The organism is Nocardia sp. NPDC051911, from assembly GCF_040681035.1.
GTDB lineage: Bacteria > Actinomycetota > Actinomycetes > Mycobacteriales > Mycobacteriaceae > Nocardia > Nocardia sichangensis.
In genome coordinates this window covers 131092-152827 of sequence record NZ_JBFAXY010000019.1, presented here as the reverse complement: position 1 = coordinate 152827, position 21736 = coordinate 131092, and the positions used below count along the sequence as shown (strand labels likewise).

The 21736-nt window shown below is 67.9% G+C and carries 20 protein-coding genes; 12 read left to right on the top strand and 8 right to left on the bottom strand.

Annotated features, from left to right (window positions below; genetic code table 11):
* Positions 1-126: 126 nt before the first annotated feature.
* The 3 genes from rsgA (at position 127) to AB0L97_RS23375 (ending at position 2941) form a co-directional block, all read left to right on the top strand.
* Positions 127-1173 (top strand): ribosome small subunit-dependent GTPase A, encoded by a 1047-nt coding sequence (gene rsgA, locus AB0L97_RS23385; RefSeq protein WP_364432972.1) that lies wholly within the window; start codon positions 127-129, stop codon positions 1171-1173.
* Positions 1174-1229: 56 nt separating this feature from the next.
* Positions 1230-1946, top strand: a complete 717-nt coding sequence (locus AB0L97_RS23380; RefSeq protein WP_364432969.1) for a hypothetical protein — start codon at positions 1230-1232, stop codon at positions 1944-1946.
* Between the two features lie 143 nt (positions 1947-2089).
* Positions 2090-2941 (top strand): NAD(P)-dependent oxidoreductase, encoded by an 852-nt coding sequence (locus AB0L97_RS23375; protein ID WP_364432966.1) that lies wholly within the window; start codon positions 2090-2092, stop codon positions 2939-2941.
* A gap of 101 nt (positions 2942-3042) precedes the next feature.
* Here AB0L97_RS23375 and AB0L97_RS23370 read toward each other — a convergent pair whose 3' ends face one another.
* Both AB0L97_RS23370 and AB0L97_RS23365 read right to left on the bottom strand, forming a co-directional pair.
* On the bottom strand, positions 3043-4953 hold the full coding sequence (locus tag AB0L97_RS23370; RefSeq protein WP_364432963.1) for a glycosyltransferase: 1911 nt from the start codon (positions 4951-4953) through the stop codon (positions 3043-3045).
* Between the two features lie 134 nt (positions 4954-5087).
* The gene (locus AB0L97_RS23365; protein WP_355073072.1) at positions 5088-5624 is read right to left on the bottom strand and encodes a GtrA family protein; all 537 of its coding nucleotides are present in this window, start codon (positions 5622-5624) and stop codon (positions 5088-5090) included.
* A 147-nt stretch (positions 5625-5771) separates the two neighbouring features.
* On the opposite strand from AB0L97_RS23365, the gene AB0L97_RS23360 reads away from it, so the two are divergent.
* Positions 5772-6746: a glycosyltransferase gene (locus AB0L97_RS23360; protein WP_364432959.1), complete on the top strand. Its 975-nt coding sequence runs from the start codon at positions 5772-5774 to the stop codon at positions 6744-6746.
* Positions 6743-8335 (top strand): DUF2142 domain-containing protein, encoded by a 1593-nt coding sequence (locus tag AB0L97_RS23355; RefSeq protein ID WP_356963358.1) that lies wholly within the window; start codon positions 6743-6745, stop codon positions 8333-8335. The genes AB0L97_RS23360 and AB0L97_RS23355 overlap by 4 nt, the downstream gene beginning before the upstream one ends.
* A 36-nt stretch (positions 8336-8371) precedes the next feature.
* Here the strand turns inward: AB0L97_RS23355 and rfbB are convergent, their stop codons facing one another.
* On the bottom strand, positions 8372-9388 hold the full coding sequence (gene rfbB, locus AB0L97_RS23350; protein ID WP_364432955.1) for a dTDP-glucose 4,6-dehydratase: 1017 nt from the start codon (positions 9386-9388) through the stop codon (positions 8372-8374).
* A 307-nt stretch (positions 9389-9695) separates the two neighbouring features.
* Between rfbB and AB0L97_RS23345 the strand changes: the two genes are divergently transcribed.
* Entirely contained in the window at positions 9696-10403 is a 708-nt protein-coding gene (locus AB0L97_RS23345) for a hypothetical protein (protein WP_355073080.1), read from the top strand.
* 273 nt (positions 10404-10676) lie between these two features.
* Here AB0L97_RS23345 and AB0L97_RS23340 read toward each other — a convergent pair whose 3' ends face one another.
* Positions 10677-11666: an alpha/beta hydrolase gene (locus AB0L97_RS23340; RefSeq protein ID WP_355073082.1), complete on the bottom strand. Its 990-nt coding sequence runs from the start codon at positions 11664-11666 to the stop codon at positions 10677-10679.
* Between the two features lie 225 nt (positions 11667-11891).
* Between AB0L97_RS23340 and rfbA the strand changes: the two genes are divergently transcribed.
* Both rfbA and rfbC read left to right on the top strand, forming a co-directional pair.
* Positions 11892-12764 carry a glucose-1-phosphate thymidylyltransferase RfbA gene (rfbA, locus tag AB0L97_RS23335; RefSeq protein ID WP_355073084.1) on the top strand — a complete coding sequence of 291 codons (873 nt, stop codon included), beginning with the start codon at positions 11892-11894 and terminating at the stop codon, positions 12762-12764.
* A 2-nt stretch (positions 12765-12766) separates the two neighbouring features.
* Entirely contained in the window at positions 12767-13315 is a 549-nt protein-coding gene (gene rfbC / locus AB0L97_RS23330; RefSeq protein WP_364433006.1) for a dTDP-4-dehydrorhamnose 3,5-epimerase, read from the top strand.
* A gap of 171 nt (positions 13316-13486) precedes the next feature.
* Here rfbC and AB0L97_RS23325 read toward each other — a convergent pair whose 3' ends face one another.
* Positions 13487-14953 (bottom strand): MFS transporter, encoded by a 1467-nt coding sequence (locus tag AB0L97_RS23325; protein ID WP_355073086.1) that lies wholly within the window; start codon positions 14951-14953, stop codon positions 13487-13489.
* An 85-nt stretch (positions 14954-15038) separates the two neighbouring features.
* Here AB0L97_RS23325 and AB0L97_RS23320 point away from each other — a divergent pair, with 85 nt between their 5' ends.
* Complete coding sequence (locus AB0L97_RS23320) at positions 15039-15467, top strand: MarR family transcriptional regulator (protein ID WP_356963355.1); 429 nt, start codon at positions 15039-15041, stop codon at positions 15465-15467.
* A 24-nt stretch (positions 15468-15491) separates the two neighbouring features.
* On the opposite strand, the gene AB0L97_RS23315 is transcribed toward AB0L97_RS23320, so the two are convergent.
* Together AB0L97_RS23315 and AB0L97_RS23310 are read right to left on the bottom strand one after the other, a co-directional pair.
* Positions 15492-16367, bottom strand: a complete 876-nt coding sequence (locus AB0L97_RS23315; RefSeq protein WP_364432948.1) for a helix-turn-helix transcriptional regulator — start codon at positions 16365-16367, stop codon at positions 15492-15494.
* Between the two features lie 203 nt (positions 16368-16570).
* Positions 16571-17134 carry a DUF4282 domain-containing protein gene (locus tag AB0L97_RS23310; RefSeq protein WP_364432945.1) on the bottom strand — a complete coding sequence of 188 codons (564 nt, stop codon included), beginning with the start codon at positions 17132-17134 and terminating at the stop codon, positions 16571-16573.
* A gap of 324 nt (positions 17135-17458) precedes the next feature.
* On the opposite strand from AB0L97_RS23310, the gene AB0L97_RS23305 reads away from it, so the two are divergent.
* The 3 genes from AB0L97_RS23305 (at position 17459) to AB0L97_RS23295 (ending at position 21218) form a co-directional block, all read left to right on the top strand.
* Entirely contained in the window at positions 17459-17977 is a 519-nt protein-coding gene (locus AB0L97_RS23305; RefSeq protein WP_364432942.1) for a hypothetical protein, read from the top strand.
* A gap of 189 nt (positions 17978-18166) precedes the next feature.
* Positions 18167-20353, top strand: a complete 2187-nt coding sequence (locus AB0L97_RS23300) for a molybdopterin-dependent oxidoreductase (protein ID WP_364432939.1) — start codon at positions 18167-18169, stop codon at positions 20351-20353.
* Positions 20354-20585: 232 nt separating this feature from the next.
* Complete coding sequence (locus AB0L97_RS23295; RefSeq protein ID WP_364432936.1) at positions 20586-21218, top strand: pyridoxamine 5'-phosphate oxidase family protein; 633 nt, start codon at positions 20586-20588, stop codon at positions 21216-21218.
* 70 nt (positions 21219-21288) lie between these two features.
* Here the strand turns inward: AB0L97_RS23295 and AB0L97_RS23290 are convergent, their stop codons facing one another.
* A complete protein-coding gene (locus AB0L97_RS23290) occupies positions 21289-21729 on the bottom strand; it encodes a MarR family transcriptional regulator (protein WP_355073100.1) in 441 nt (146 codons plus the stop codon).
* Positions 21730-21736: the final 7 nt, after the last annotated feature.

Sequence of the window (21736 nt, the reverse complement as noted above, 5' to 3'; positions counted from 1 at the left end):
GGAACGTTCGGGTTGTCGTGTTCAGGCGAGCTGACGTCGGTCATGCCGCCACACGAAACTCCACCTCATTCTCCGCTCGCTGAACCCTTCGTCGGGTTCGGCGCCCGACGAAGGACTCCTTCCATCATGGTCGTCCACGACCTTCTCGTCCCTTACGGCTGGACCGAAGCCGTTGCCGCGCAGTACGCCTCGATGATCGAGGAAGACTGTGTGCCCGCGCGAGTGATCCGCATGGATCGCAGCGAATGCGATGTGGCCACGCCCGACGGGCTCGCCCGCGCTCGTTGCCCGCGCCCGGATTCCGAGGTCAGTGGGCTGTGCACCGGCGACTGGGTGACCGTCGACGCCACCTCGGCGGTGCGCCGGTTGCTGCCGCGCCGATCGGCGATCATGCGATCGTCGGTCTCCGGCCGGTCCCAGGGCCAGGTGCTCGCCGCCAACGTCGACACCGTGCTGATCTGTGCCGCCGCCGACGGCGACGTGGATCTCGGCCGCATCGAACGCATGCTCGCGCTGGCCTGGGAGAGCAATGCCCAGCCGATCGTGCTGCTCACCAAGGCCGACGCGGCCGACGACCTCCCGCTCGCCCAGGTACGCGCCGTCGCGCCGGGCGCTGCCGTGCTCGAGGTGAGCGCGAACACCGGCCTCGGGCTCGACGTGCTCACGGCGCTGCTCGACGGCACCGTCGCGCTGCTCGGACCCTCCGGTGCTGGGAAGTCGACTCTCGCCAACGCGCTGCTCGGCGCGGAGGTCTTCGCCACCACCGCGGTTCGCGACACCGACAAGAAAGGCAGGCACACCACGGTGCACCGGGAGCTGCGCCCGCTGCCCGGCGGCGGCACCCTGATCGATACGCCGGGGCTGCGCGGCGTCGGGCTGTGGGACGCCGCCGAAGGCATCGAGAAGACCTTCAGCGACATCGAAACCCTTGCCGCCCAGTGTCGTTTCGGCGATTGCGCGCACCACGGCGAACCCGGGTGCGCGGTGCGGGAGGCGATCGACAACGGCGAACTCACCCAGCGCAGGCTCGACAGCTACGACAAGCTGGCCCGGGAGAACGAGTGGATGCGGGCGCGCACCGACAAACGGCTGCAAGCCGAACGCGAGCGAGCCTGGCGGGACATCAGCAAGCAGCACCGCAAGATGTTCCGGGAGCGGAACTCGCGACGCTGATCGAGCGGGGGCACGGTAGGGTGCCCTTCGCATCGTTCGCTATCTGGGAGGGATAGATGAGTCAGCCCGGCGGGTACCCGCCACCCGGTCAGCAGCCCGGCCAATGGCCCGGACAGCCGACATTCGGTCAGCAGCCGCCAGTCGGCCAGTACCCGCCTCAGCAGGCGCCCGCGCAGTACGCGCCGCCCGCGGGGCAGCATCCGAGCCAACCGCATCTCGCCCAACCTCAGGTGGGCCAGTCGCCATACGGGCAGCCCGCGCCCCAATTCGCCCAGCCCGCACCGCAGTACGGGCAGCCGCAGCCCTACGGCCAGCCGCAACCGTACGGTCAACCGCAACCGTACGGTCAACCGCAGCAGTTCGGCCCGCAGGGCTACGGCAGGCCCGCCGATCCGCCGGGCATCACCATCGATGCCTCGTACTCGCTCTGGACGTTCATGCTCGGGCTGACCAAGCCGAAGATCCTGGTCAACGGACAGCGGGTGCCCAACACCCGTTGGGGCGCGAACCACATCCCGGTCGGCCCGGGCCAGTACCACGTCCGGGTCACCACCCCGTGGTTGTTCGACATGGGTTCGGCCAACGTGACCGTGCCGATCGCCGAGGGACAGGCCGCGCGGTTCTACTACAAGCCGCCGGTTGTGATCTTCCTCAACGGCGCGATCGGACCGGTTCCGCAGAAAGCGCCGGGCCTGCTGTTCCTGTACATCGTCTGGGCCCTGGTCGGCCTGATGTTCTTGCTGAACATCGTGCTCATCGCCGCCACGGCCTGAACCGGAAGAGGGCACCGGCACGCCGGTGCCCTCTCTTCGCACCACCTATGCAACTGGTTGCATAACGAGCGGGTTTACGCTTAGTCTGCAAGCGCGTACAGCCGCGGGCTGATGCCTGCGGCGGAAACGAAGGAGCAGGTCAGATGACGGAACCGGGATCCAAGCCGCTAGCGGGCCGGACGATGATCATGTCCGGCGGCAGTCGCGGCATCGGGCTGGAGATCGCCAAGCGGGCCGCGGCCGACGGCGCCAACATCACCCTGATCGCGAAGACCGATCAGCCGCATCCCAAGCTGCCGGGCACCATCCACACCGCCGCCGCGGAACTCGAGGCGGAGGGTGGGCAGGTACTGCCGTTCGTCGGCGACGTTCGCGTCGACGAGTCGGTGGCCGAGGCGGTGCGCCAGACGGTCGAGCGGTTCGGCGGCATCGACATCGTGGTGAACAACGCCTCCGCGATCGACTTGTCCCCCACGGACGCACTGCCGATGAAGAAATACGACTTGATGCAGGACATCAACTGCCGAGGCAGCTTCCTGCTGTCCAAGCTGAGCATCCCGCATCTGCGCGAATCGGCGAAGGCCGGGCGCAACCCGCACATCCTGACGCTGTCCCCGCCGCTGAACCTGGACCCCAAGTGGGCGGGCATGGCGCTGGGCTACACGATCGCCAAGTACGGCATGTCGCTGACCACGTTGGGGCTGGCCGAGGAACTCAAAGGCGACGGCATCGGCGTCAATTCACTGTGGCCGCGCAGCACGATCGCCACCGCGGCGGTGAAGAACCTGCTCGGCGGCGAGGAGATGGTCTCCACCTCGCGCACCCCCGACATCTACGCCGACGCCGCCTACCTGGTGCTCACCTCACCCGGCAAGGAAACCAGCGGCAACTTCTTCATCGACGATGATGTCCTGGCCGCCCACGGCATCACCGACCTGGACAAGTATCGCGTCACCCCGGGCGACGGCGAACTCACCACCGACCTCTTCCTGTAGGCCTCTCCGCGTCTTCAGGCCGGATTCAGCTGCCGCGGCAGCAGCGTTCGCGGCTACATCGGGGACGGGCTGGTCAGCCCGTCCCCGATGTACCAACGAACTCAGCGGTCGCGCTGACCTTCGATCCCGTACAACCGCTCCCAATTCTCGCGGCTGGTCAATTCCGGCATGGCCGCGCGGTACTGCGCCTGGACCGTGGGCAGCTCACGGCGCAGGCGACGCAGCACACGCACCATCCGACGCAGCAGCCGCAGCGCGCGGGCCTTGTCGCGCCGACGCACCCGGACGCCGGACTGCGAGGCGTCGGTGACCACCACGTGGTCGAACAGCGAGACATGCCACCAGTAGGCGTCTTCCCTGGTGACGCCGATGATGCCGTGCTGGGTGCGGCCCAGCCACTGATTGATCGCGCGCTTGATCAGCACCAGCTTCGCGCGGCTGGGTTCCCCACCGGCACGGCGCAACTGGATGTCCGCGGAAGGGACCGGCGGCGTCGAGGCCGGATGCTTGATCGTCTCGGCGTAGTCGGCCCGGCTGCTCCGCGCGGCGGCCAGCGCCTCGATACCGCCGTCCCGCAATACCTTCGGGCCCTTCAAGAAGTCCTCGATGCCCTGCAGGGTGGTGTGCACCAAGCCGTACTGCATCGCGACCAGCTGCTCGGACATCTCCCGGAACAGCCGGCCCGAGATGTCCTTACCGTCCAGCTCGGTGTGCAGCGAGCCGACGATCAGCGAGTTGCGGGTGCTGAAGTAGCGCGCCCAGTCGTCGTAGTCCTTCCAGTAGAAGTCCGCGTGCCAGACCGCGGCGTTGGGGAGCGTGACGGTGACGAAACCGTGCTCGCGCGCCCGGATGCCGTACTCCACGTCGTCCCACTGGAAGAAGATCGGGATCGGCAGGCCGATCTTCGCGACCACCTCGGCCGGGATGAGGCAGGTCCACCAGGCGTTGTAGCCCGCGTCCACGCGGCGCTCCTGGTTCTTCTTCAACATGCTGGTGTTGCGCAGCGCCTTGGGCACCTTCTGGCCGTGCCGCAGCCGGTTCAGATGCACTTCCTCGGCGCCGACGTTGAGGTAGTCGGGGTTGAGCAGGAACAGCATCTGCGCGCCGACCAGGGTCGGTTCGACCGTCAGGTTGGCGAACGCGTTCAGGCGCAGCACCGTCTCCGGTTCGCACAGGATGTCGTCGTCCATCAGGATGACGTCGGCGTGCTCGTTGACCGCGGACACCTCATACAGCCCCCGGGTGAAGCCGCCCGCGCCGCCCAGGTTGGGCTGACGCAGGTAGCGCAGCTTCTCACCGAGGACCGGTGCGACCTCCTGGTAACGCGGCCGGTTCTCGACCAGATCGGTGCCCTGGTCGACGACGTACACCGCGTCGATCGCGGCGAGCACGGTCGGGTCGGAGGACAGCGCCGCGACCGTCTCGGCGCAGTCCTCGGCACGGTTGAAGGTGCAGATCGCGATGGCGACCGGACGGACGCGTTCCGGCGCGACGGCGGTCCAGCTCAACTCCGCGATGCCGAGCGCGCCGCCGATGGCGTCGAACTCCAGCCACAGCGCGCCGCCGTCGACGTACTGGTCCAGCGGGGCGGTCAGGGTGACCGAACCGCTCGCGTCGACCCGCTGGGTGTCGATGATCCTGCGGTGACCGGCGATGTCGGAGGCCACCAGACGGATGTTCGCCTTGGCGGCGACGTCGAGCACCATGCTGACCCGCACATCGGTGACCGTGGTCCAGCGCTGCCAGTAGCTCGCGGCGAACCGGCCGAAATAGGTGTTGGTGTGCGCGGTCGCGCCCTTGTCCAAACGCAGGGTCTGGCGTTCTCGGTGCGCGCCACCTTTCACGACGGCGTACAGCTCGTCGCTCACCTTCGCCGACGGACCGGCGAAGATACCGCGCTGGAGCACAAGCCGGTCCGGCGCCCGATGGTCGGCGCGCAGCGCGGCAGGCGCCTCAGCGGCCGTCGAGCGATCGTTTGTTTCGGTAACGGCCTCGATAGCCGACTGATCCATGAAATCCTCGAAATTCTCATTGTGCCGGACGGGACAGACACGCCCCTCGATGCCTTCACGGCGGGGGTGAGGATATCAACCGCCCTGTGCGGATGCCCGCCGTACGGCCACGCCGACGTGTGCTCGAAGCATTGCTAAACGTTCGCCGATTCGTTGTCGGTGGCGCTGCCGGTACCCGCTCGCGCTCCGGTGAAGACGAACTTGTCATAGGCCCAGTACCGGAACACTACGGCCACGATCTGCCCGATCAACGTACCGGAGATGTTGTCCGACAGCGGGCTGGACAGGTCGAGCACGTAGCGGGAGAAGCCGAGACAGCCCAGTTGCAGGCCGATCGCGACGACGTTGAACACCGCGTACAACAGGTATTCGCGACCGGGATTGTCAGTCCGCTTGTGCGCGAAGGTCCACCACTTGTTGCCGAAATAGGTCACCACCGTGGCCACCGCGATCGCGATGATCTTTGCCGGCAGTGGGTAGTGATAGAGCACGCCCTCGCCACCCCAGAAGACCAGGAGGTTGTACGTGCCCGCGTCCACCAGGAACCCGATCGCGCCGACCACCAGGAAAGCCCCGCCTCGGCGCAGCGCGGTGAGCACCTTGCGAACGATCGCTTCGGTCTCCTGCGTCACTGGCTCGTCCGCGGGCGCGGTGGACTCACTGGATGGCACGGCCCGACGGTACCGCAGGAGCGCCGAAGCGCCCGCGCGGGGAAATTCCGCCTCCGCACACGGTGAGGTCGGCCACGCGCAAACTGTGAGTTCCCTGTACCCTCCCCGTGTTCCCACATTCACCACCGATCGCGAGGATTGACCCGGGTGGACTCCACCGAGCTCCGTATTGCCGCCGTGGTTCCGTGTCACAACGAAGAGGCCTCGATCGCCAAGGTCGTGGCCGATCTGCAGGCCGCCGTGCCGGGAATCGTCGTCTACGTCTACGACAATCTGAGCACGGACAAAACCGCCGAGCGCGCACGCGAGGCCGGAGCGATCGTGCGCCACGAGCACACCAAGGGCAAGGGCAACGTGGTGCGCCGCGCCTTCGCCGACATCGAGGCGGACGTGTACTTGATGGTCGACGGCGACGACACCTATGAGGCGTCCGCCGCGCCGCTGATGATCAAGACGTTGCTCGACGGCCCCTACGACCATGTGCTCGGCGTGCGCAAGCAGGACGAGGGCGCCTCGGCCTACCGCGCGGGCCACGAGACCGGTAACAAGGTGCTCAACGGCGTGGTCGGGAAGGTGTTCGGCGAGAACGTCGAGGACATGCTCTCCGGTTTCCGAGTGTTCTCCCGCCGGTTCGTGAAGAGCTTTCCGGCGGTGTCTCGTGAGTTCGAGATCGAGACCGAGCTCACGGTGCATTCCCTGCACCTGCGGGTGCCGCGGACGGCGGTGCCGGTCGGCTTCCGTGATCGTCCGGCGGGCAGCGAGAGCAAGCTGCGCACCTATCACGACGGATTCAAGATCCTCGCCCTGATCATCGGGCTGGCCCGGCACGAGCGGCCGGTCGCGTTCTACGGCCTGTTCGGCACGCTGAGCTGGCTGGTCTCGATCGTCCTGACCATTCCGATCGTCGTCGAGTTCTACAACACCCACACGGTGCCGCGGTTCCCGACGCTGTTCCTCGCCTTCACGCTGCTGCTGCTCGGCAGCCTCGCCTGGACCGCGGGACTGATCCTCGACGGCATCCGGCGCTCCCGCCACGAGGCCGCGCGCCTGGTCTACCTGCGCTACACCGCGGTGGGCGCGGAGGACCCGCGCAGCGCGAGCGACGGCGGAGCCGGGCGTTGACGACCTCGGCGGATCGGGCCGCGACGCCGGAGGAGAATCTGGGCGAGCGTTCGGACACCGCGCCGCTACCCGCCACCGACACCGCCCCGCTACCGGCTGTGGACGCCGAGGCGGCGACCACCGGCACGGACCGGTCGGCGAAAGGTCTCGCGGAGCGAGTGGTGACGCGCCTGGGCGCGGCGACGATCGCATTCACCCTGCTGGCGACGATCTTCGGTGCGCTGTTCACCGTTCTCACCCCGCCGTTCTGGGGTCATGACGAGATCACTCAGTTCGGTCGCGCCTACCAGGTCGCGCACGGCGGGTTCCTGCCGCAGCGGATCCACGACGATCGCGGCATCGCCTACGGCGGCGACGTCCCGTCCAGCATCACCGAGCTGATGGGCTACGCGCTGCGGGACTACTCCACCAACCCGGACGAGCCGGATCCCATGGTGGCCGACCCGGCCCGCTACGACCAACTGACCGGCGCCGCGGTCTCGGACGCCACCGAACCGGTGTGGTTCACCAATACCGCGGCTTACTCGCCGATCCCCTACATTCCGGCCGCTATCGGCATCCGCCTCGGCGAACTCTTCGGGCTGAACGTGGGTGGCCTGCTCCTGCTCACCCGGTTCGCCGGACTGGTGGCCTATCTCGCTGTGGTCGGGTTCGGCCTGTACGCCTTGCGTGCGCACCGGGTGCAGTGGCTGGCGTTCACCGTCGCCGTGCTGCCGATCGCGGTGTTCCAGGCGGGCACGGTGACCGCCGACACCATGACCAACGCGCTGGCCATCTTGGTCTCCGCGCTGCTGGTGAAGGCCATGTTCCTCGGCATGCGACTGGGCCGGGTGGAGATCGGCGCGCTGCTGGCCGCGACGATCCTGCTGCCGGTGAGCAAGCCCACCTATGTGTTGCTCGCGCTGCTGGTCGCCCTGGTTCCCGCCGACCGATTCGGATTCAGCGGGTGGCGGCGCGGGATTCCGTGGGTGTTCGCCGCGGCGGGCGCGCTAGCGTTCGCGGTGTGGATGAAGATCGCGGCGCCGACCGGCGACGGCATGGGCCTGATGCGGCCGCCGCACCAGTGGCACTCGGTGCGTCCCGGCGACCAGCTCAGCGGCATCCTGCGCGATCCACCGGAGTTCGTGCACGTGTTCGGCGAGAGCATCGCCCTGCGCGACCAGCGCTGGTTCAGCCAGTTCTTCGGTGAACTCGGCTTCGCCTACGTCGACGTGCCCGCCATCGCCATGCTGGCCTGCCTGCTCGCGTTCGCGGTGAGCATCGGCATCGCGGAACGGATGACCGTCCCGGCCTTCCGCCGCACCCTGATCGTCGCGCTCACCATGGCCGCGAGCGTCGCGATGATCTACGTGACGCTGTACATGTCGTTCACGCCGGTCGGCTACTACATCATCGACGGCGTGCAGGGCCGCTATTTCGTGCCGCTGGCGATCGTGACGCTCGCGGTGCTGCTGCGCTGGATGCCGCTGCGGCTCACGGACTCCGCGGGGAAGACCCCGACGGTGGGCCCGGCCGTCACCGTGCTGGTGGCGACGAGCGTGGCGCTGATCGCGGCGGCGGCGAAGTACTACACCATCGTCTGGGGCTGAGCGGCGCGGCGTCTCGGGTATCTCCCGGGGCGCCTTTCAGTCGCCCGCCGCGCTGAGAGTCCGCTCGCCCGCGGCGAGGTAGGCGTGCTCGGTGGCGGCCTTGTACGGGCGCCACCAGTTCTCGTTGTCCCGGTACCACTGAATCGTCGCGGCCAGTCCGGCGCGGAAGTCCGCGTAACGGGGGCGCCAATCGAGTTCGGAACGCAGCAACGTCGCGTCGATCGCGTAGCGCTGGTCGTGGCCGGGCCGGTCGGTCACGTGGTCGAAATCGTCGGGGTCGCGGCCGAACTCCGCGAGGATCATCTGCACCACGGACTTGTTGTCGAGTTCGCCGTCGGCGCCGATCAGGTAGGTCTGCCCGATCCGGCCCCGGCGCAGGATCTCCCACACGGCGCGATTGTGGTCGTCGACATGGATCCAGTCGCGTACCTGGTGTCCCGCCCCGTAGAGCCGGGGACGGAGCCCATCGATCAGATTGGTGATCTGGCGTGGGATGAATTTCTCCACGTGCTGGTAGGGCCCGTAATTGTTACTGCAGTTGGAGATCGTGGCGCGTACGCCGAACGAGCGGGTCCACGCGCGCACCAGCAGATCGCTCGAGGCCTTGGTGGCCGAGTACGGGCTGGACGGGTTGTAGGGGGTGGTCTCGGTGAAGGCCGGATCGTCCGGGGCGAGGTCGCCGTAGACCTCGTCGGTCGACACGTGGTGGTAGCGCACGTCGTGACTGCGCACGGCCTGCAGGAGGGAATAGGTGCCGACGATATTGGTCTGCACGAACGGCCACGGCTCGGCGAGGGAGTTGTCGTTGTGCGACTCCGCGGCGAAGTGCACCACCGCGTCCACGCCGCTGACCAGTTCGTCGACCAGGTCGAGATCGGCGATGTCGCCGTGCACGAACTCGATGCGATCGGCCACCGGGTCGAGCGAGGCTCGGTTCCCGGCATAGGTCAGGGCGTCGAGGACGGTGACGGCCGTATCCGGGTGGGCGGACACGGTCTGCTGGACGAAGTTCGCGCCGATGAATCCGGCGCCACCGGTGACGAGCAATCGCACCCCATGACTGTACGTGGGGGCCCGCCGCACCGGCGACGGACTCGAAACCCCGTGCGGCCAAACCGAACTCCCAGGTTTTCGATCTGTGATATTCGTCTCATTGACTTCCCATCGATTGGAACCCTCAGATTGATATTGCACGGAAAAGCCCGGTCAGCGCCCCTATTTCCGCGACCCCACCAAGCCATGGGTCTCGATGGTGAACAAAATTTGAATAAACAGTCACAAGGGGTTCACCACGCGTTAGCTGGTCTAGATTTTGCTCGTCTAGTCCCCTCCGAACGCTTCAATCGAGGTTCCAAACAAAATGCTGATGAGGAAATTCGCCGCGACGTCGGCACTGCTGATCGCCGCCCTCGGCGTCACCGCCGGCACCGTGAACGCGGCTCCGGCCGCCGAGGCCGATGACGCGGTGAACTTCACCGCTCACGCGACCGACACCCAGTCCATCATCACGACCGATGCCGGTTCCATGGTCGTCGAGGATGGCGTTTTCAAGGTCAAGGCGGCCAACGGCAACGTGCTGACCGGCATGCCGATGACCTTCCGGGTGGATGACTTCGAGTTCCCGATCGCTGCCGAGATCGCGGACCACACCGCCACCCTGACCCCGCAGTTCGACATGGCGCACGCGACCTACAAGCCCGTCGCCCTGCCGTTCGAGGACAAGGCGCCCTGGAAGTCCGAGTACGACCGTGAGCAGGCCGCCTTCAACCGCATGAAGGACACCATCTCGACCGGCGCGACCATCGGCACCCTGGTCGGCGGCATCGGCGGCGGCGCCGTCGGCTGCGTGCTCGGCGGCATCGCCGGCGCGACCGTCGCCTCGGCGGCCATCGTCGGCCTGTTCGGCGCGTTCATCCCGGCCGCGGCCATCGGCTGCCTCGGCGGCATCATCGCCGTCGGCGCGCTGGGCACCCTCGCGGGCCAGCTGCTGATCACCGCCCCGGTCGCCATCGGTGCTGCGATCCAGTACTTCACCACCATCAACCAGCCGTTCGTCGCCCCGAAGTAATCCGCGACCGTACGGACAACTGAAAACGAATCGAAGCCCCCTCCGCGCTGTCCACGCGGATGGGGCTTCATTCATCGCCGCCGCGAACGAAAGTTAACTAATCCTGAACAAAAAGTGAAGCGCCAAGATTGCGACGTCGTGACCTCGGCTATCAAGGACAGATAACTTCGATTCGGAAATAATTTCGCCCGGAGCAGCGCACCACCCCCGCACAGGCGCGAGCCCCGTCCCGTCTGATGCGGGGCGGGGCTCGCCTGGGCAGGGCCCGACCGGTTACGCCGTCCGAGCCCGCTGGTCCCCTTCGATCCTGGCCCGCACGAACCGCGCGACCCGCGCCAGCGCCGCCCTGCTCTCCGGCAGATTCGGCGCGATGCTCATGAAGGCGTGGACCTGGCCGCGCCACAACTCCAAGGCGTTCGGCACGCCCGCCGCGGTGAGCCGCTGCGCCATCAGTTCGGAATCGAAGCGCAGCACCTCGTCCTCGGCCGCGACCAGCAGCACGGGCGGAAGCGCGGACAGCACCGCGTTGACCGGCGACAGGCTCGGATCCAGCGTCCCGTCGACCTCCGCGCCGATGCGCACCACCGCTTCCAGCGCCGACAGCGGGATATACGGATCGCGCGCGACGTTCACGTAGTCCCGCTTCGCCGCGTAGTCCAGGTCGAGCAGCGCGCTCAAGCCGACCAACCCGGCCGGTGCGGGCAGCCCCGACTCCAGTGCCAGCAGGGCGGTCGCGAAGGTGAGGTATCCACCCGCCGAATCACCCGCGAAGATGATCCGCCCTGGATCCGCGCCATGGCGCAGCAGCCAGCGATAGGCCGCGAGGCAGTCCCCCACCGAATCGCTGATCCGCGTCCGGGGCAACTGGCGGTACTCGACGTTGATCACGGGCAGGCCGGTGCGCCGGGCCAGGCTCGCCGCGACCGGGCGATGACTACGGGTACTGCAGATCGCGAAGCCACCGCCGTGCATGTACAGCACCGCGCCGTGGCGCAACGCACGCGACGCACCGGCCGGGCGGATGATCTCCAGGCGGATGCCGTGCAGCGACACCTGCTCTCGATCGATCCCCTGCGGTCGAGGACGCAGCCGCGCCAGCCCGTCGACGGTGGCCGCGCCGACCGGGATGGTCGTCCTCGTCACCGGGAAGGTTCGCAGCACCGGGCGGACCACGCCCATGCAAGTGGCCAGCAGCAGACGCGATTGCGCGCTGGGGCCGTTCGGATTCATCACCGCACCGGGCTCGCCGTCTCTGGTCGACATCGCGCACCTACCTCACAACTGGCGCGCCGAATCACGACCGGACCGTGCCCAGGCGAGCTGTCGGCGCTGACATCTCACACAGCGTCTTTTCAGAACACCATGCGCATCGTGACCTACGCAACAGAATCGCTCGAAGCCCGCCGCCGCGGAACGCCCGTAACCGAATCGAGGACTACTCGGAACCTCACCGAATCCCGGAGCCGCGAAACTGGCAGACTCCAAGGCATGCGCGGAATCATTCTGGCGGGCGGCACCGGCTCCCGGTTGCACCCGATCACGCGCGGGGTGAGCAAGCAGCTGGTCCCGGTCTACGACAAACCCATGGTCTACTACCCCCTTTCCACGCTGATGCTCGCGGGGATCAGGGACATCTTGGTGATCACCACGCCCGAGGACGCGGCGGCGTTCCGGCGGCTGCTGGGCGACGGCACGCAGTTCGGGCTGTCCCTGAGCTACGTGGTCCAGCCGGAGCCGGACGGCCTGGCCAGGGCCTTCGTCCTCGGCGCCGACCACATCGGCGGCGATTGCGCCGCACTGGTGCTCGGCGACAACATCTTTCACGGCCCCGGCCTCGGCACCAGCCTCAATCGCTTCCACGGAATCGACGGCGGCGCGGTGTTCGCCTACTGGGTGTCCGACCCGACCGCCTACGGCGTGGTGGAGTTCACCGAGGGACGCGCGGTGTCCATCGAGGAGAAGCCCAAGACGCCGCGGTCGAACTACGCCATTCCAGGGCTGTACTTCTACGACAACGACGTGGTGGAGATCGCCCGGTCGCTGCGTCCGTCCGCCCGTGGCGAGTACGAGATCACCGACATCAATCGCGCCTACCTGGAACAGGATCGTCTGAGCGTGGACGTGCTCGCCCGCGGTACCGCCTGGCTGGACACGGGTACCTTCGATTCCCTGCTCGACGCCGCCAATTACGTACGCACCATCGAGGAACGGCAGGGCCTCAAGATCGGCGTCCCCGAGGAGGTGGCCTGGCGGATGGGCTTCATCGATGACGAGCGGTTGTGCGCGCTGGCCGAGCCGCTGGTCCGCTCCGGCTACGGCCGCTACCTGCTCGATCTGCTCGAACGCGGACGGGACTGGTGAGCATGGAGTTCCGGGAACTCGCGGTGCCGGGCGCGTGGGTGATCACGCCGCGCCAGCACGGCGACAGTCGCGGCATGTTCCTCGAGGGGTTCAAAGCCTCGGAGTTCGAGAAGGTGACCGGGCGGCCGTTCGACCTGCGACAGGTCAACTGCTCGGTGTCGGCCGCGGGGGTGCTGCGCGGGATCCACTACACCGAGGACCCGCCCGGACAGGCCAAGTACGTGACCTGCGTGCGCGGCGCCTTCCTCGACGTGGTCGTCGACCTGCGCCCCGGCTCGCCGACCTATGGCCGCTGGGACAGCGTGCTGCTCGACGACGTCGACCGGCGCTCGGTGTTCCTGTCCGAAGGGCTCGGCCACGCGATCCTCTCGCTGGAGGACGGCTCGACGGTCACGTATCTGTGCTCCCTGGAGTATCAGCCGGAGTTCGACCACGATATCGACGCGTTCGATCCCGCGCTCGGCATCGAGTGGCCGCGGGTGGGGCGCGACGGCCGGGAACTCACTTTCGTCCGCTCCGCGAAAGACACCGCGGCCCCGCCGTTCTCATGAGCGGCATGAGGATATCGCCCGCGCCGAGCCGAGCGTGGTGAGACGCGCAGCAGACGCGGTCCGCGCCGAGCCGAGCGGCGCGAAGGCAGTCCGGAAGTCCGGGCTCAGCGAGGCCGCATAGCGCCGAGCGCCGCCACCCGATACGGGTGACAGCGCTCGGCGGCACGGCAGTCAGGCGACGAGTTCCAGTTCCTTCACCTCGTCCGCCGCCTGCTCCCGGCCGCGGAATCGCGGCACGAAGGCCAGCAGGGCGACCAGCGCGCCGACGATGGACACGCCCGCGGCGAACTCCAGACCGGGACGGTAGGTGTCGAGCATCCCGGCGGCCGAGATGTCGGCGTGTGCGCCGGAGGCGATGATCGCCGTGGTCACCGCGAGCACGATGGCCGCGCCGACCTGCATGGACGTCTGCAGCACGCCTGCGGCGAGACCCTGCTCCTCGTCATCGATGCCGTTGGTGGCCTGGATGTTGATGGCGGGGAAGCCGACCCACCCGATGCCGATGAGCAGCACCGCGGGCAGCAGCATGGTCAGGTAGGAGGGTGCGGTGTCCAACCGCAGGAACAGCAGGTAACCGACGGCCATCACGGTCATGGTCACCGCGATCACCGGCCCGGTGCCGAAACGATCGACGAGTCGGTCGGAGAAGAAGGCCGACAGCACGACCAGCAGACCGACCGGCAGCAGCGCCATGGCCAGCTTCAGCGGAGACCAACCGAGAGTGTCCTGCATGTACAGGGTCACGATGAACTGCCAGCTGAAGTAGGAGCCCGCCACCGCCACGATCGCGAGACTGGCCCGGACCAGCGAGGACTTGCGCAGGATCCCGAGGCGCACCAGCGGGTAGCGCACCCGCTTCTCCACCGCGACGAATCCGGCGAACAGCGCGGCGACCGCGACGAACGAACCGATGGTGCGCGCGGACGCCCACCCGGCTTCCGGCGCGGCGACCACGGTGTAGACCAGCAGCAGCATGGCGGCGGTGGACAGCAGCGCCCCGAACAGGTCGTGTCCGCCTTCCTCGGCCGGCTTGTCCTTGGGCACCAGCACGTAGGCCGCGGCCAGCGCGGCGAGCGCGATCGGCACCGGGAGCAGGAACGTCCAGCGCCAGCCGACGCCCGTCATCAGACCGCCGAACAGCAGGCCCATGGAGTAGCCGCCCGCGCCGAACACCGTGTAGATGGACAGCGCCTTGTTGCGGGCGGGGCCCTCAGCGAAGTTGGTGGTGATGATCGAAAGGCCGGTCGGTGCGGTGAACGCGGCGGCGAGGCCCTTGACGAAGCGGGTGAGGATCAGCAGCGGACCGGAGCTGACCAGACCGCCTGCCAGCGAGGCGACCGCGAAGACGGCGAGCGCGATCAGGAAGACCTTGCGCCGCCCGAGCAGGTCGGCGGTGCGGCCGCCGAGCAGCAGCAGACCGCCGTACCCGAGGACGTAACCGCTGACCAGCCATTGCAGGGTCGAGGTGGACAGATCGAGTTCCGTGCCGATGGACGGCAGCGCGACGCCGATCATCGAGACGTCGAGACCGTCGAGGAACAACACGATGCACAGCGTGATCAGCATGCCCCAGAGCCGGGCTGACCATCTGGTCGGATCGGTCGCCTGAGCGGCCGAGAGCGTTGCTGGTGAAGTCATGCGGGGAACATTACATGCGCACGCATTAAATGCCAACACATTTAATGCGGTTGCATGGACATGCCGTGCCCACTAAGATGGGGCCATGTCGAAGCCGACCACCGTGAGCACAGCCCGGCGCGCTCCCGCGCCGGCCGGGCTGGTTGGAGAGTGGCGCGAGCTGCTCGACCGACACGCGGCGGTGAGTTGTGCGCTCGAGAAAGCGCTCCAGAACGGTCATAACATCGGGCTCAGCGAATTCGAGACGCTGGACCGGCTGATCGACGCGAACTGTGGCGACTACCGGATGAGCGACCTCGCCAACGACATCTACCTCAGCCAGAGCGCGCTGTCGCGGGCCGTGGCACGGCTGGAGCGCGACGGCCTCGTTCAGCGCACCATGTGTGCGGAAGACCGCCGCGCCGTGTTCGTCTGCCTCACCGAGAAGGGCCGCGAGGTCTACGACCGGGCCCTGCCCACCCACCGGGCGGTATTGAGCGACACCTGGGAATTGCCGGGGCCGCCGAAGTGCTGATCAGCGCGGCCTGAAGCGTTTTACTCAGAGCGCTTTCCGTGCGTCCTCGATGCGCTCACGCGCGTCGATCGTCGCCGCCTCGATGCTCGCGAACGCCGCTCGGAAGCGCGCGATCTCGTGCTCCTTGTCCACGTAGACGGGTCCGGTGAACGTCTCCAGGTAGACCACCGGCGGTTCCGGCCGCTCGCCGGAACCCGCCTCGGCGAACTCCAACAGCACGAAACGACCCGACGCCATGCCGTCGTGATAGCCGCAATCCGCGGGCACCAGCCGGATCCGGACGTTCGGCAGCTGCGCCATGCGGAGCAGATGGTCGAGTTGCTCGGCGGTCACCGCCGGGCCGCCGATGCGCCGTCGCAGCACCGCCTCATCGATCAGCGCGTCCAGCCGCAGCGGCGCGTCGGCCCGGGTGACCAGGGTCTGCCGGGCCTGGCGCAAGCGCACCCGGCGGTCGATCTCGTACGCGGCCAACTCCGGGTGCGCCGCCGTGCACAGCGCGCGAGTGTAGCCCTCGGTTTGCAGCAGGCCGGGTAGGAGTTCGTTCTCGTAGGTGGACAGCCTGGTGGCCGCCTCTTCCAGCCCGATATAGACGTCGAAGCCCTCCGCGATCACGTCGCCGTAGGTGGTCCACCAGCCCTTGGCCTTCGTGTCGCGCGCCAACGCGCGCAGCGGTTCGAGCAGGTCGGGCGGCGCGCCGTAGACCTTGCACATCGCCTCGACATCGAGTCCGCGCAGCGAGGTCTGCCCGGTCTCGATCCGCCAGATCTTCGCCTCCGACCACTCCAACTGCTGCGCGGCCACCCGCGTGGTCATCCCGGCCCGGTTGCGCAGATCACGCAAATGCCTGCCGAGCTGCCGCCGCGGCATGGTCGATCCGGTCGTTCCCTGCGGTAAAGCCATGCTTCCCCCCTGTTCGCCCTGCACCGCGCGCACCGTGAACCATCCTCGGTCTGCGACGCGGCACGCCCTCGGACACCCGAGGTGGATGCCGGGTATCCGAACAGCATTGTTCACAGTGAAGCTCGCAGCGGTCACGGCGCGTGTCCCAGCCAGGCCGGTGGCCCCTGCGAGTCAAACTACTTCCGCATGACGCGATTTCGTCCCTACCTGCGCGGGTTTCGCTTGCGGAAGCGCCAGAATTGCACCGCCCGAACGTCTTCGGACAGCTGGTTGACCGGCTCGGCCACGTCCGACAACGCCTGGAACAGGTCGTCGGCCAACTCGCTGATGTGCTCCACCCTGGTCGCCAGACGCGAGGCGTTCACCAGGAACTCGAGCATCAGGCGCACGGCGGCGGCGATGGTCAGGCCGAGCGGCACGCCCAGCACCGCGGCGAGCACGCCGAGCACCGCGGACACCCGCCACGCCGATACCGTCAACGTGATGGGCACGGCGAAGGCGAACACCAGTCCCAGGATGTAGGCCAGCGGCAAGAGAGTGCCGGTGGCCGGGCGGTGGAACTGCACGTCGAGCAGGGCGCGCGCGGCCGCGGCGCTCCACTGCGCGAACGCGCGCGGGCTGCGGAACGGCTCGGCGGGCTGCTCTTCGCCGGGAGCGGACCTGGAGAACCGCTCGGCCGCCGACTCTTTCCACGTGATCCAGCGCGATTCGGCCTCGTACTCGTCGGCGTCCGCGGGCGCGCCGGGTCCGTTGGCTTCGTCACTCATGCCGGGTCCTCCTTCGAGCCTGACGCTCATGCCGAGAATCCTCCCTGTCCGAGGCGGGGGGATCCAGCCGGAAACACACGCCCCCGGTATGTTTTCGCACCCGCAACACCCATCACGCCCACCCCACAGCGATCTCACAGCTCCGGCGCAGCGAGTGGCCAGGTCCACGGCCGAAAGTAGCTGCGTGGCAAGCATGGCGAGCCACCTCGGGATGCCCGGCGATACCCGGACGAACCTTCCGGAAATGAGACGTAGGCGACACTCTGGAAATTCTTTCGGAGAACCCGTAACGCCCACGGCGTCCCCCGCCGATACGACCCATGAATGCAGGACCCAGAGATCTACCGGGGAATGGAGAAGACAGTGCGCACCACGTTTCCGACTTCCGTCACGGCGGCCGAGCTGACCGCCGCTGCGCAGGACTACAACCAGCGCGGGTGGACGGTCGCCGAAACGGCCAACGGTCTGAGCCTGATCACCGACGACGACCTGTCCGGCATCGAGGTCACCGGCGAGCTGGCCGGCGAGGTCCGCCGCTTCCTGCGGGCGAACAACCTGTCGGGTGCGGTTATCGAGATCCCGGGCACGGAGCGTCGCGAGATTCACCTGGTCACGGGCGTCCGCAAGGCGGCGATGGCGCTCGAGGCGCTGCGCGAGGCCGGAGCGACCGCGTACACCGACGGCGCGGGCATCCCGCTGCCGCCCACCCACCTCTCGGCCGGTTCGGCTTGCTGGGGCGTCGCGCCCGGCGAGGCCCGCTGGGTTCCGCCGGTCGTCGCGATCGCCGCGGCCGTGCGCGCCGCCACCACGTCGCGCCGCGCCAAGCTGACCATCGCCTGCTGAGCAACGCACCCCTGAGCGAGTTCACCTGCTGATCGCGGGCCGGGCCCGCGCTACCCGGCCTGTTTGCGACCGGTATCCGTCCCGGCGCTCCGGATCCCCACCCCGGAGCGCTGCCGGGTACCGGTCGTTCGGCGTCGCCGATATCAAGCGTTCTCTTTTCAGTTCCACTGTCGAACGCGAAGATGGGGTATGGCCCCGATCACGCAATCGCGCAATCTGCTGCGGACCTGCCCGCTCTGTGAGGCGGTCTGCGGCCTGGAAATCACCCTGGATCCCGACGACCACGTGACCTCGGTCCGCGGCGACCGCAGTGATCCCTTCAGCAAAGGCTTCATCTGCCCGAAGGGAGCCAGCTTCGGTCATCTCGACGAGGACCCGGACCGGGTGACCGACCCGCTGATTCGTGACCGCGCTACCGGTGCCTGGCGCACCGTGACCTGGGACGAAGCCTTCGATTACATCGCCGAGCGGTTCCCCGCCGTCGTGGCCGAGCACGGAACCCAGTCGGCAGCGGCCTACTTGGGCAATCCCAACGCGCACACCGTGGCGGGCACGCTGTACGTACCGGCGTTGCTACGCGCGCTGGGCACCAAGAACATCTACTCCGCCAGCACCGCCGATCAAATGCCCAAGCAGGTGGCCAGTGGGCTGATGTTCGGCGATCCGCTCACCGTGCCGGTGCCCGACCTCGACCGCACCGATTACCTGCTGATGCTGGGGGCCAATCCGCTGGAATCGAACGGTTCGCTGTGCACCGCACCGGATTTCCCGGGCAGGCTGAAGGCGCTGCGTGGCAGAGGCGGCCGCTTCGTGGTGGTCGATCCGCGGGTCACCCGCACCGCGAAACTCGCCGACGAGCACCTGTTCATCCGGCCGGGCAGCGATGCGTACCTGCTGTTCGGCATCGTGCACACGCTCTTCGCCGAGCGATTGACCGATCTGCGCGTCGAGGTGACCGGCCTGGACGAATTGCGCACGGCCGCCGCCACGTTCGACCCGGAGACGGTCGCGGCCCGCACCGGCGTACCGGCGTCCACGGTCGTGCGGCTCGCCCGTGAGCTCGCGGCGGCGCCGACCGCCGCGGTGTACGCCCGTATCGGCACGTGCACCGCCGAATTCGGCACCATCACGCAGTGGCTCGTCGACGCGATCAACGCGCTCACCGGCAACCTCGACTCCCCCGGCGGCGCGATGTTCGCCACCGCCGCGGCCGGCGGCATCCCCCGCACCAAGCCGTTCCGCGCCGGGCGCTGGACCAGTCGAGTCCGCCGGCTGCCCGAGGCGATGGGCGAGCTGCCCGTCGCGACGCTCGCCGACGAGATCACCACGCCGGGCGAAGGGCAGATCCGTGCCCTGGTGACGGTCGCGGGCAATCCGGTGCTGTCCGCGCCGAGCGGCGCGCGTCTGGACGAGGCCTTCGCCCAGCTCGAGTTCATGGTGAGCGTGGACCGGTACGTGAACGAGACCACCAGGCACGCGGATGTGATCTTGCCTCCCCCGCGTCCGACGCAATCCCCGCACTACGACTTCGCGCTGCTGCAATTCGCCGTGCGCAACTACACGCGCTACTCGCGCCCGCTGGTGCCGCTGGGTGACCGGCCTTCCGAACCCGCCGTCCTGGCTCGCCTCGCCGCCGCGCTGACCGGCAGGCCGCACGACGGCTCCGACGGGATCGATCCGCTCACCGCCGTGGACGAACTCGTCATCGCGGGGATGCTGCACAAGGCCGGTTTCCCCGAACGGCGCGGCGACCTGATCGGCGAGAACAGCACCGAGCAGCGCATCGACCTGATGCTGCGCCTCGGGCCGTACGGCGAATGGAACGGCGGCACACTCAATCTGCGAGTGCTCTTGGACAACCCGCACGGTATCGACCTGGGTCCGTTGCAGCCGCGCCTGCCGGGCGCGCTGCGTACGGCGAGCGGGCGGGTGGACCTGGCCCCGCAGCCGCTGCTGGACGACGTGGCACGGATGCGGGCGCGCCTGGCCGACGCCGCGCCGGAGATCGTGCTGATCGGACGGCGGCAGCTGCGGTCGAACAACAGCTGGATGCACAACATCTCGACGCTGGTGAGCGGATCGAATCGGTGCACGTTGCATATCAATCCGGCCGATGTGGAGCGACTGGGGCTGGGGGACGAGGCGGTGGTGAAATCGGCCGCCGGAACGCTGACGGTCCCGCTGGAGCCGACCGAGGCCATCATGCCCGGGGTGGTCAGCCTGCCGCACGGGTGGGGCCACGCCGACAGCGCGCAGACCGTGGCCCGCACGCACGCGGGCGTCAATGCCAATGTGCTCACCGATGATTCGGTGGTCGACGCGCCCTCCGGCAACGCCGTGTTCAACGGCGTTCCGGTGACACTGACTCCGGCCTGACATCTCTCCAACCGATCCCGCAAATCCCGACCGGCCGGATATTATTCCGGCCGGTCGGCTTTTAGCTAACCGTCGGAAATACTTGCGCCGCAGCCGAATCAGGGGCATTCTCGACGGGGATTTCGACGTTTTGCCGCGTGGATCTCATCTAAAATGGACGCGATCTCGAGACGACCGCGGTTCAACGTCGAGCCTGGTGTAACCCGCATTCCGGCGACCGGAGGGGGCTGCGATGCCCGGTGGACACAGTGGCAGCGACGGAGAGCGTGAGCTGCAAGAACGGTACGGAACAGCAGATCGAGCACAGCGCTTCTACGATGATCAGGTGCTCGACCGGCTCAATCCGACGATGATAGATTTCATCGGCCGGATGGATATGGCGTTCATCGCCACAGCCGACGAACACGGCGAATGCGACTCGAGTTTCCGCGCCGGACTGCCCGGTTTCCTCCATGTGATAGACGACCGCACGATCGCCTATCCGGAATACCGCGGCAACGGCGTCATGGCGAGTCTCGGCAATATCCTGGAGAATCCGCACGTCGGGATTCTGCTCATCGATTTCGTGCGCGACCTCATCGGACTGCACATCAACGGCTCGGCCCGCATCGTCTCCGACCCGGCACTTCGCACCACCGTGCCCGACCTGCCCGTCAACCACAAAGGCCGCGCCGCGGAGCAGTGGGTGGTGGTCGATGTGCAAGAGGCATACATCCACTGCCGCAAGCACATCCCACACCTGATCCCCGCCCCGCGCGAACAACGCGAGTGGGGCACCGACAACATTCGCGCCAAAGGCGGCGACTACTTCGGGGCGAAGGCGGAGAAACGCGAGCTGGCCGACACGACGATCAGCGGCTCCTGAAGGGCGTGGCGCGGCGGATCACCGGCTGCGGCGAGGTTTGCCGGGCGCCGCCAGCGGTGGACCAGGCCCGTCAACCCCGCTGATGGTGCGCGAGCAGGCGGGTGAGCAGGCGGGTCAGATCGTTTCTGTCCTCGGCCGATAGCGGTCCGAGCAGGTCGTCTTGCACCTTCTCGAGCGCTTGATCCATGCGCCGCAGTTGCCCCTTGCCCGCCTCGGTGAGGGTCACGATATTGCGCCTTCGGTCGTCCGGGTCCGGCGTCCGCTCGACGAAACCCTGGCCGGCCAGTTCGTTGATCGCCGCCACCACGTCGCTGCGGTCCATGTTGCACCGGCGCCCGAGCTCGGCCTGGCTCGCCGCCCCGAACTCGTCCAGCGCGGCCAGAATGCGGTAGTGGTACCCACGCGCACCCACCTCGCCGAAGCTGTCGGACGCCAACCGGTGGGCGTGCACGGCCAACTGGGTGACCAGCCAACTCGGCTTCGCGGCCAGGCGCGCGGGTGTCTCCTCCACAACAGCC

Coding starts and splice junctions, on each gene's coding strand:
- rsgA (WP_364432972.1), top strand. CDS start 127: ATGGTCGTCCACGACCTTCTCGTCCCTTACGGCTGGACCGAAGCCGTT.
- AB0L97_RS23380 (WP_364432969.1), top strand. CDS start 1,230: ATGAGTCAGCCCGGCGGGTACCCGCCACCCGGTCAGCAGCCCGGCCAA.
- AB0L97_RS23375 (WP_364432966.1), top strand. CDS start 2,090: ATGACGGAACCGGGATCCAAGCCGCTAGCGGGCCGGACGATGATCATG.
- AB0L97_RS23370 (WP_364432963.1), bottom strand. CDS start 4,953: ATGGATCAGTCGGCTATCGAGGCCGTTACCGAAACAAACGATCGCTCG.
- AB0L97_RS23345 (WP_355073080.1), top strand. CDS start 9,696: ATGCTGATGAGGAAATTCGCCGCGACGTCGGCACTGCTGATCGCCGCC.
- AB0L97_RS23340 (WP_355073082.1), bottom strand. CDS start 11,666: ATGTCGACCAGAGACGGCGAGCCCGGTGCGGTGATGAATCCGAACGGC.
- rfbA (WP_355073084.1), top strand. CDS start 11,892: ATGCGCGGAATCATTCTGGCGGGCGGCACCGGCTCCCGGTTGCACCCG.
- rfbC (WP_364433006.1), top strand. CDS start 12,767: ATGGAGTTCCGGGAACTCGCGGTGCCGGGCGCGTGGGTGATCACGCCG.
- AB0L97_RS23325 (WP_355073086.1), bottom strand. CDS start 14,953: ATGACTTCACCAGCAACGCTCTCGGCCGCTCAGGCGACCGATCCGACC.
- AB0L97_RS23320 (WP_356963355.1), top strand. CDS start 15,039: ATGTCGAAGCCGACCACCGTGAGCACAGCCCGGCGCGCTCCCGCGCCG.
- AB0L97_RS23315 (WP_364432948.1), bottom strand. CDS start 16,367: ATGGCTTTACCGCAGGGAACGACCGGATCGACCATGCCGCGGCGGCAG.
- AB0L97_RS23310 (WP_364432945.1), bottom strand. CDS start 17,134: ATGAGTGACGAAGCCAACGGACCCGGCGCGCCCGCGGACGCCGACGAG.
- AB0L97_RS23305 (WP_364432942.1), top strand. CDS start 17,459: ATGCAGGACCCAGAGATCTACCGGGGAATGGAGAAGACAGTGCGCACC.
- AB0L97_RS23300 (WP_364432939.1), top strand. CDS start 18,167: ATGGCCCCGATCACGCAATCGCGCAATCTGCTGCGGACCTGCCCGCTC.
- AB0L97_RS23295 (WP_364432936.1), top strand. CDS start 20,586: ATGCCCGGTGGACACAGTGGCAGCGACGGAGAGCGTGAGCTGCAAGAA.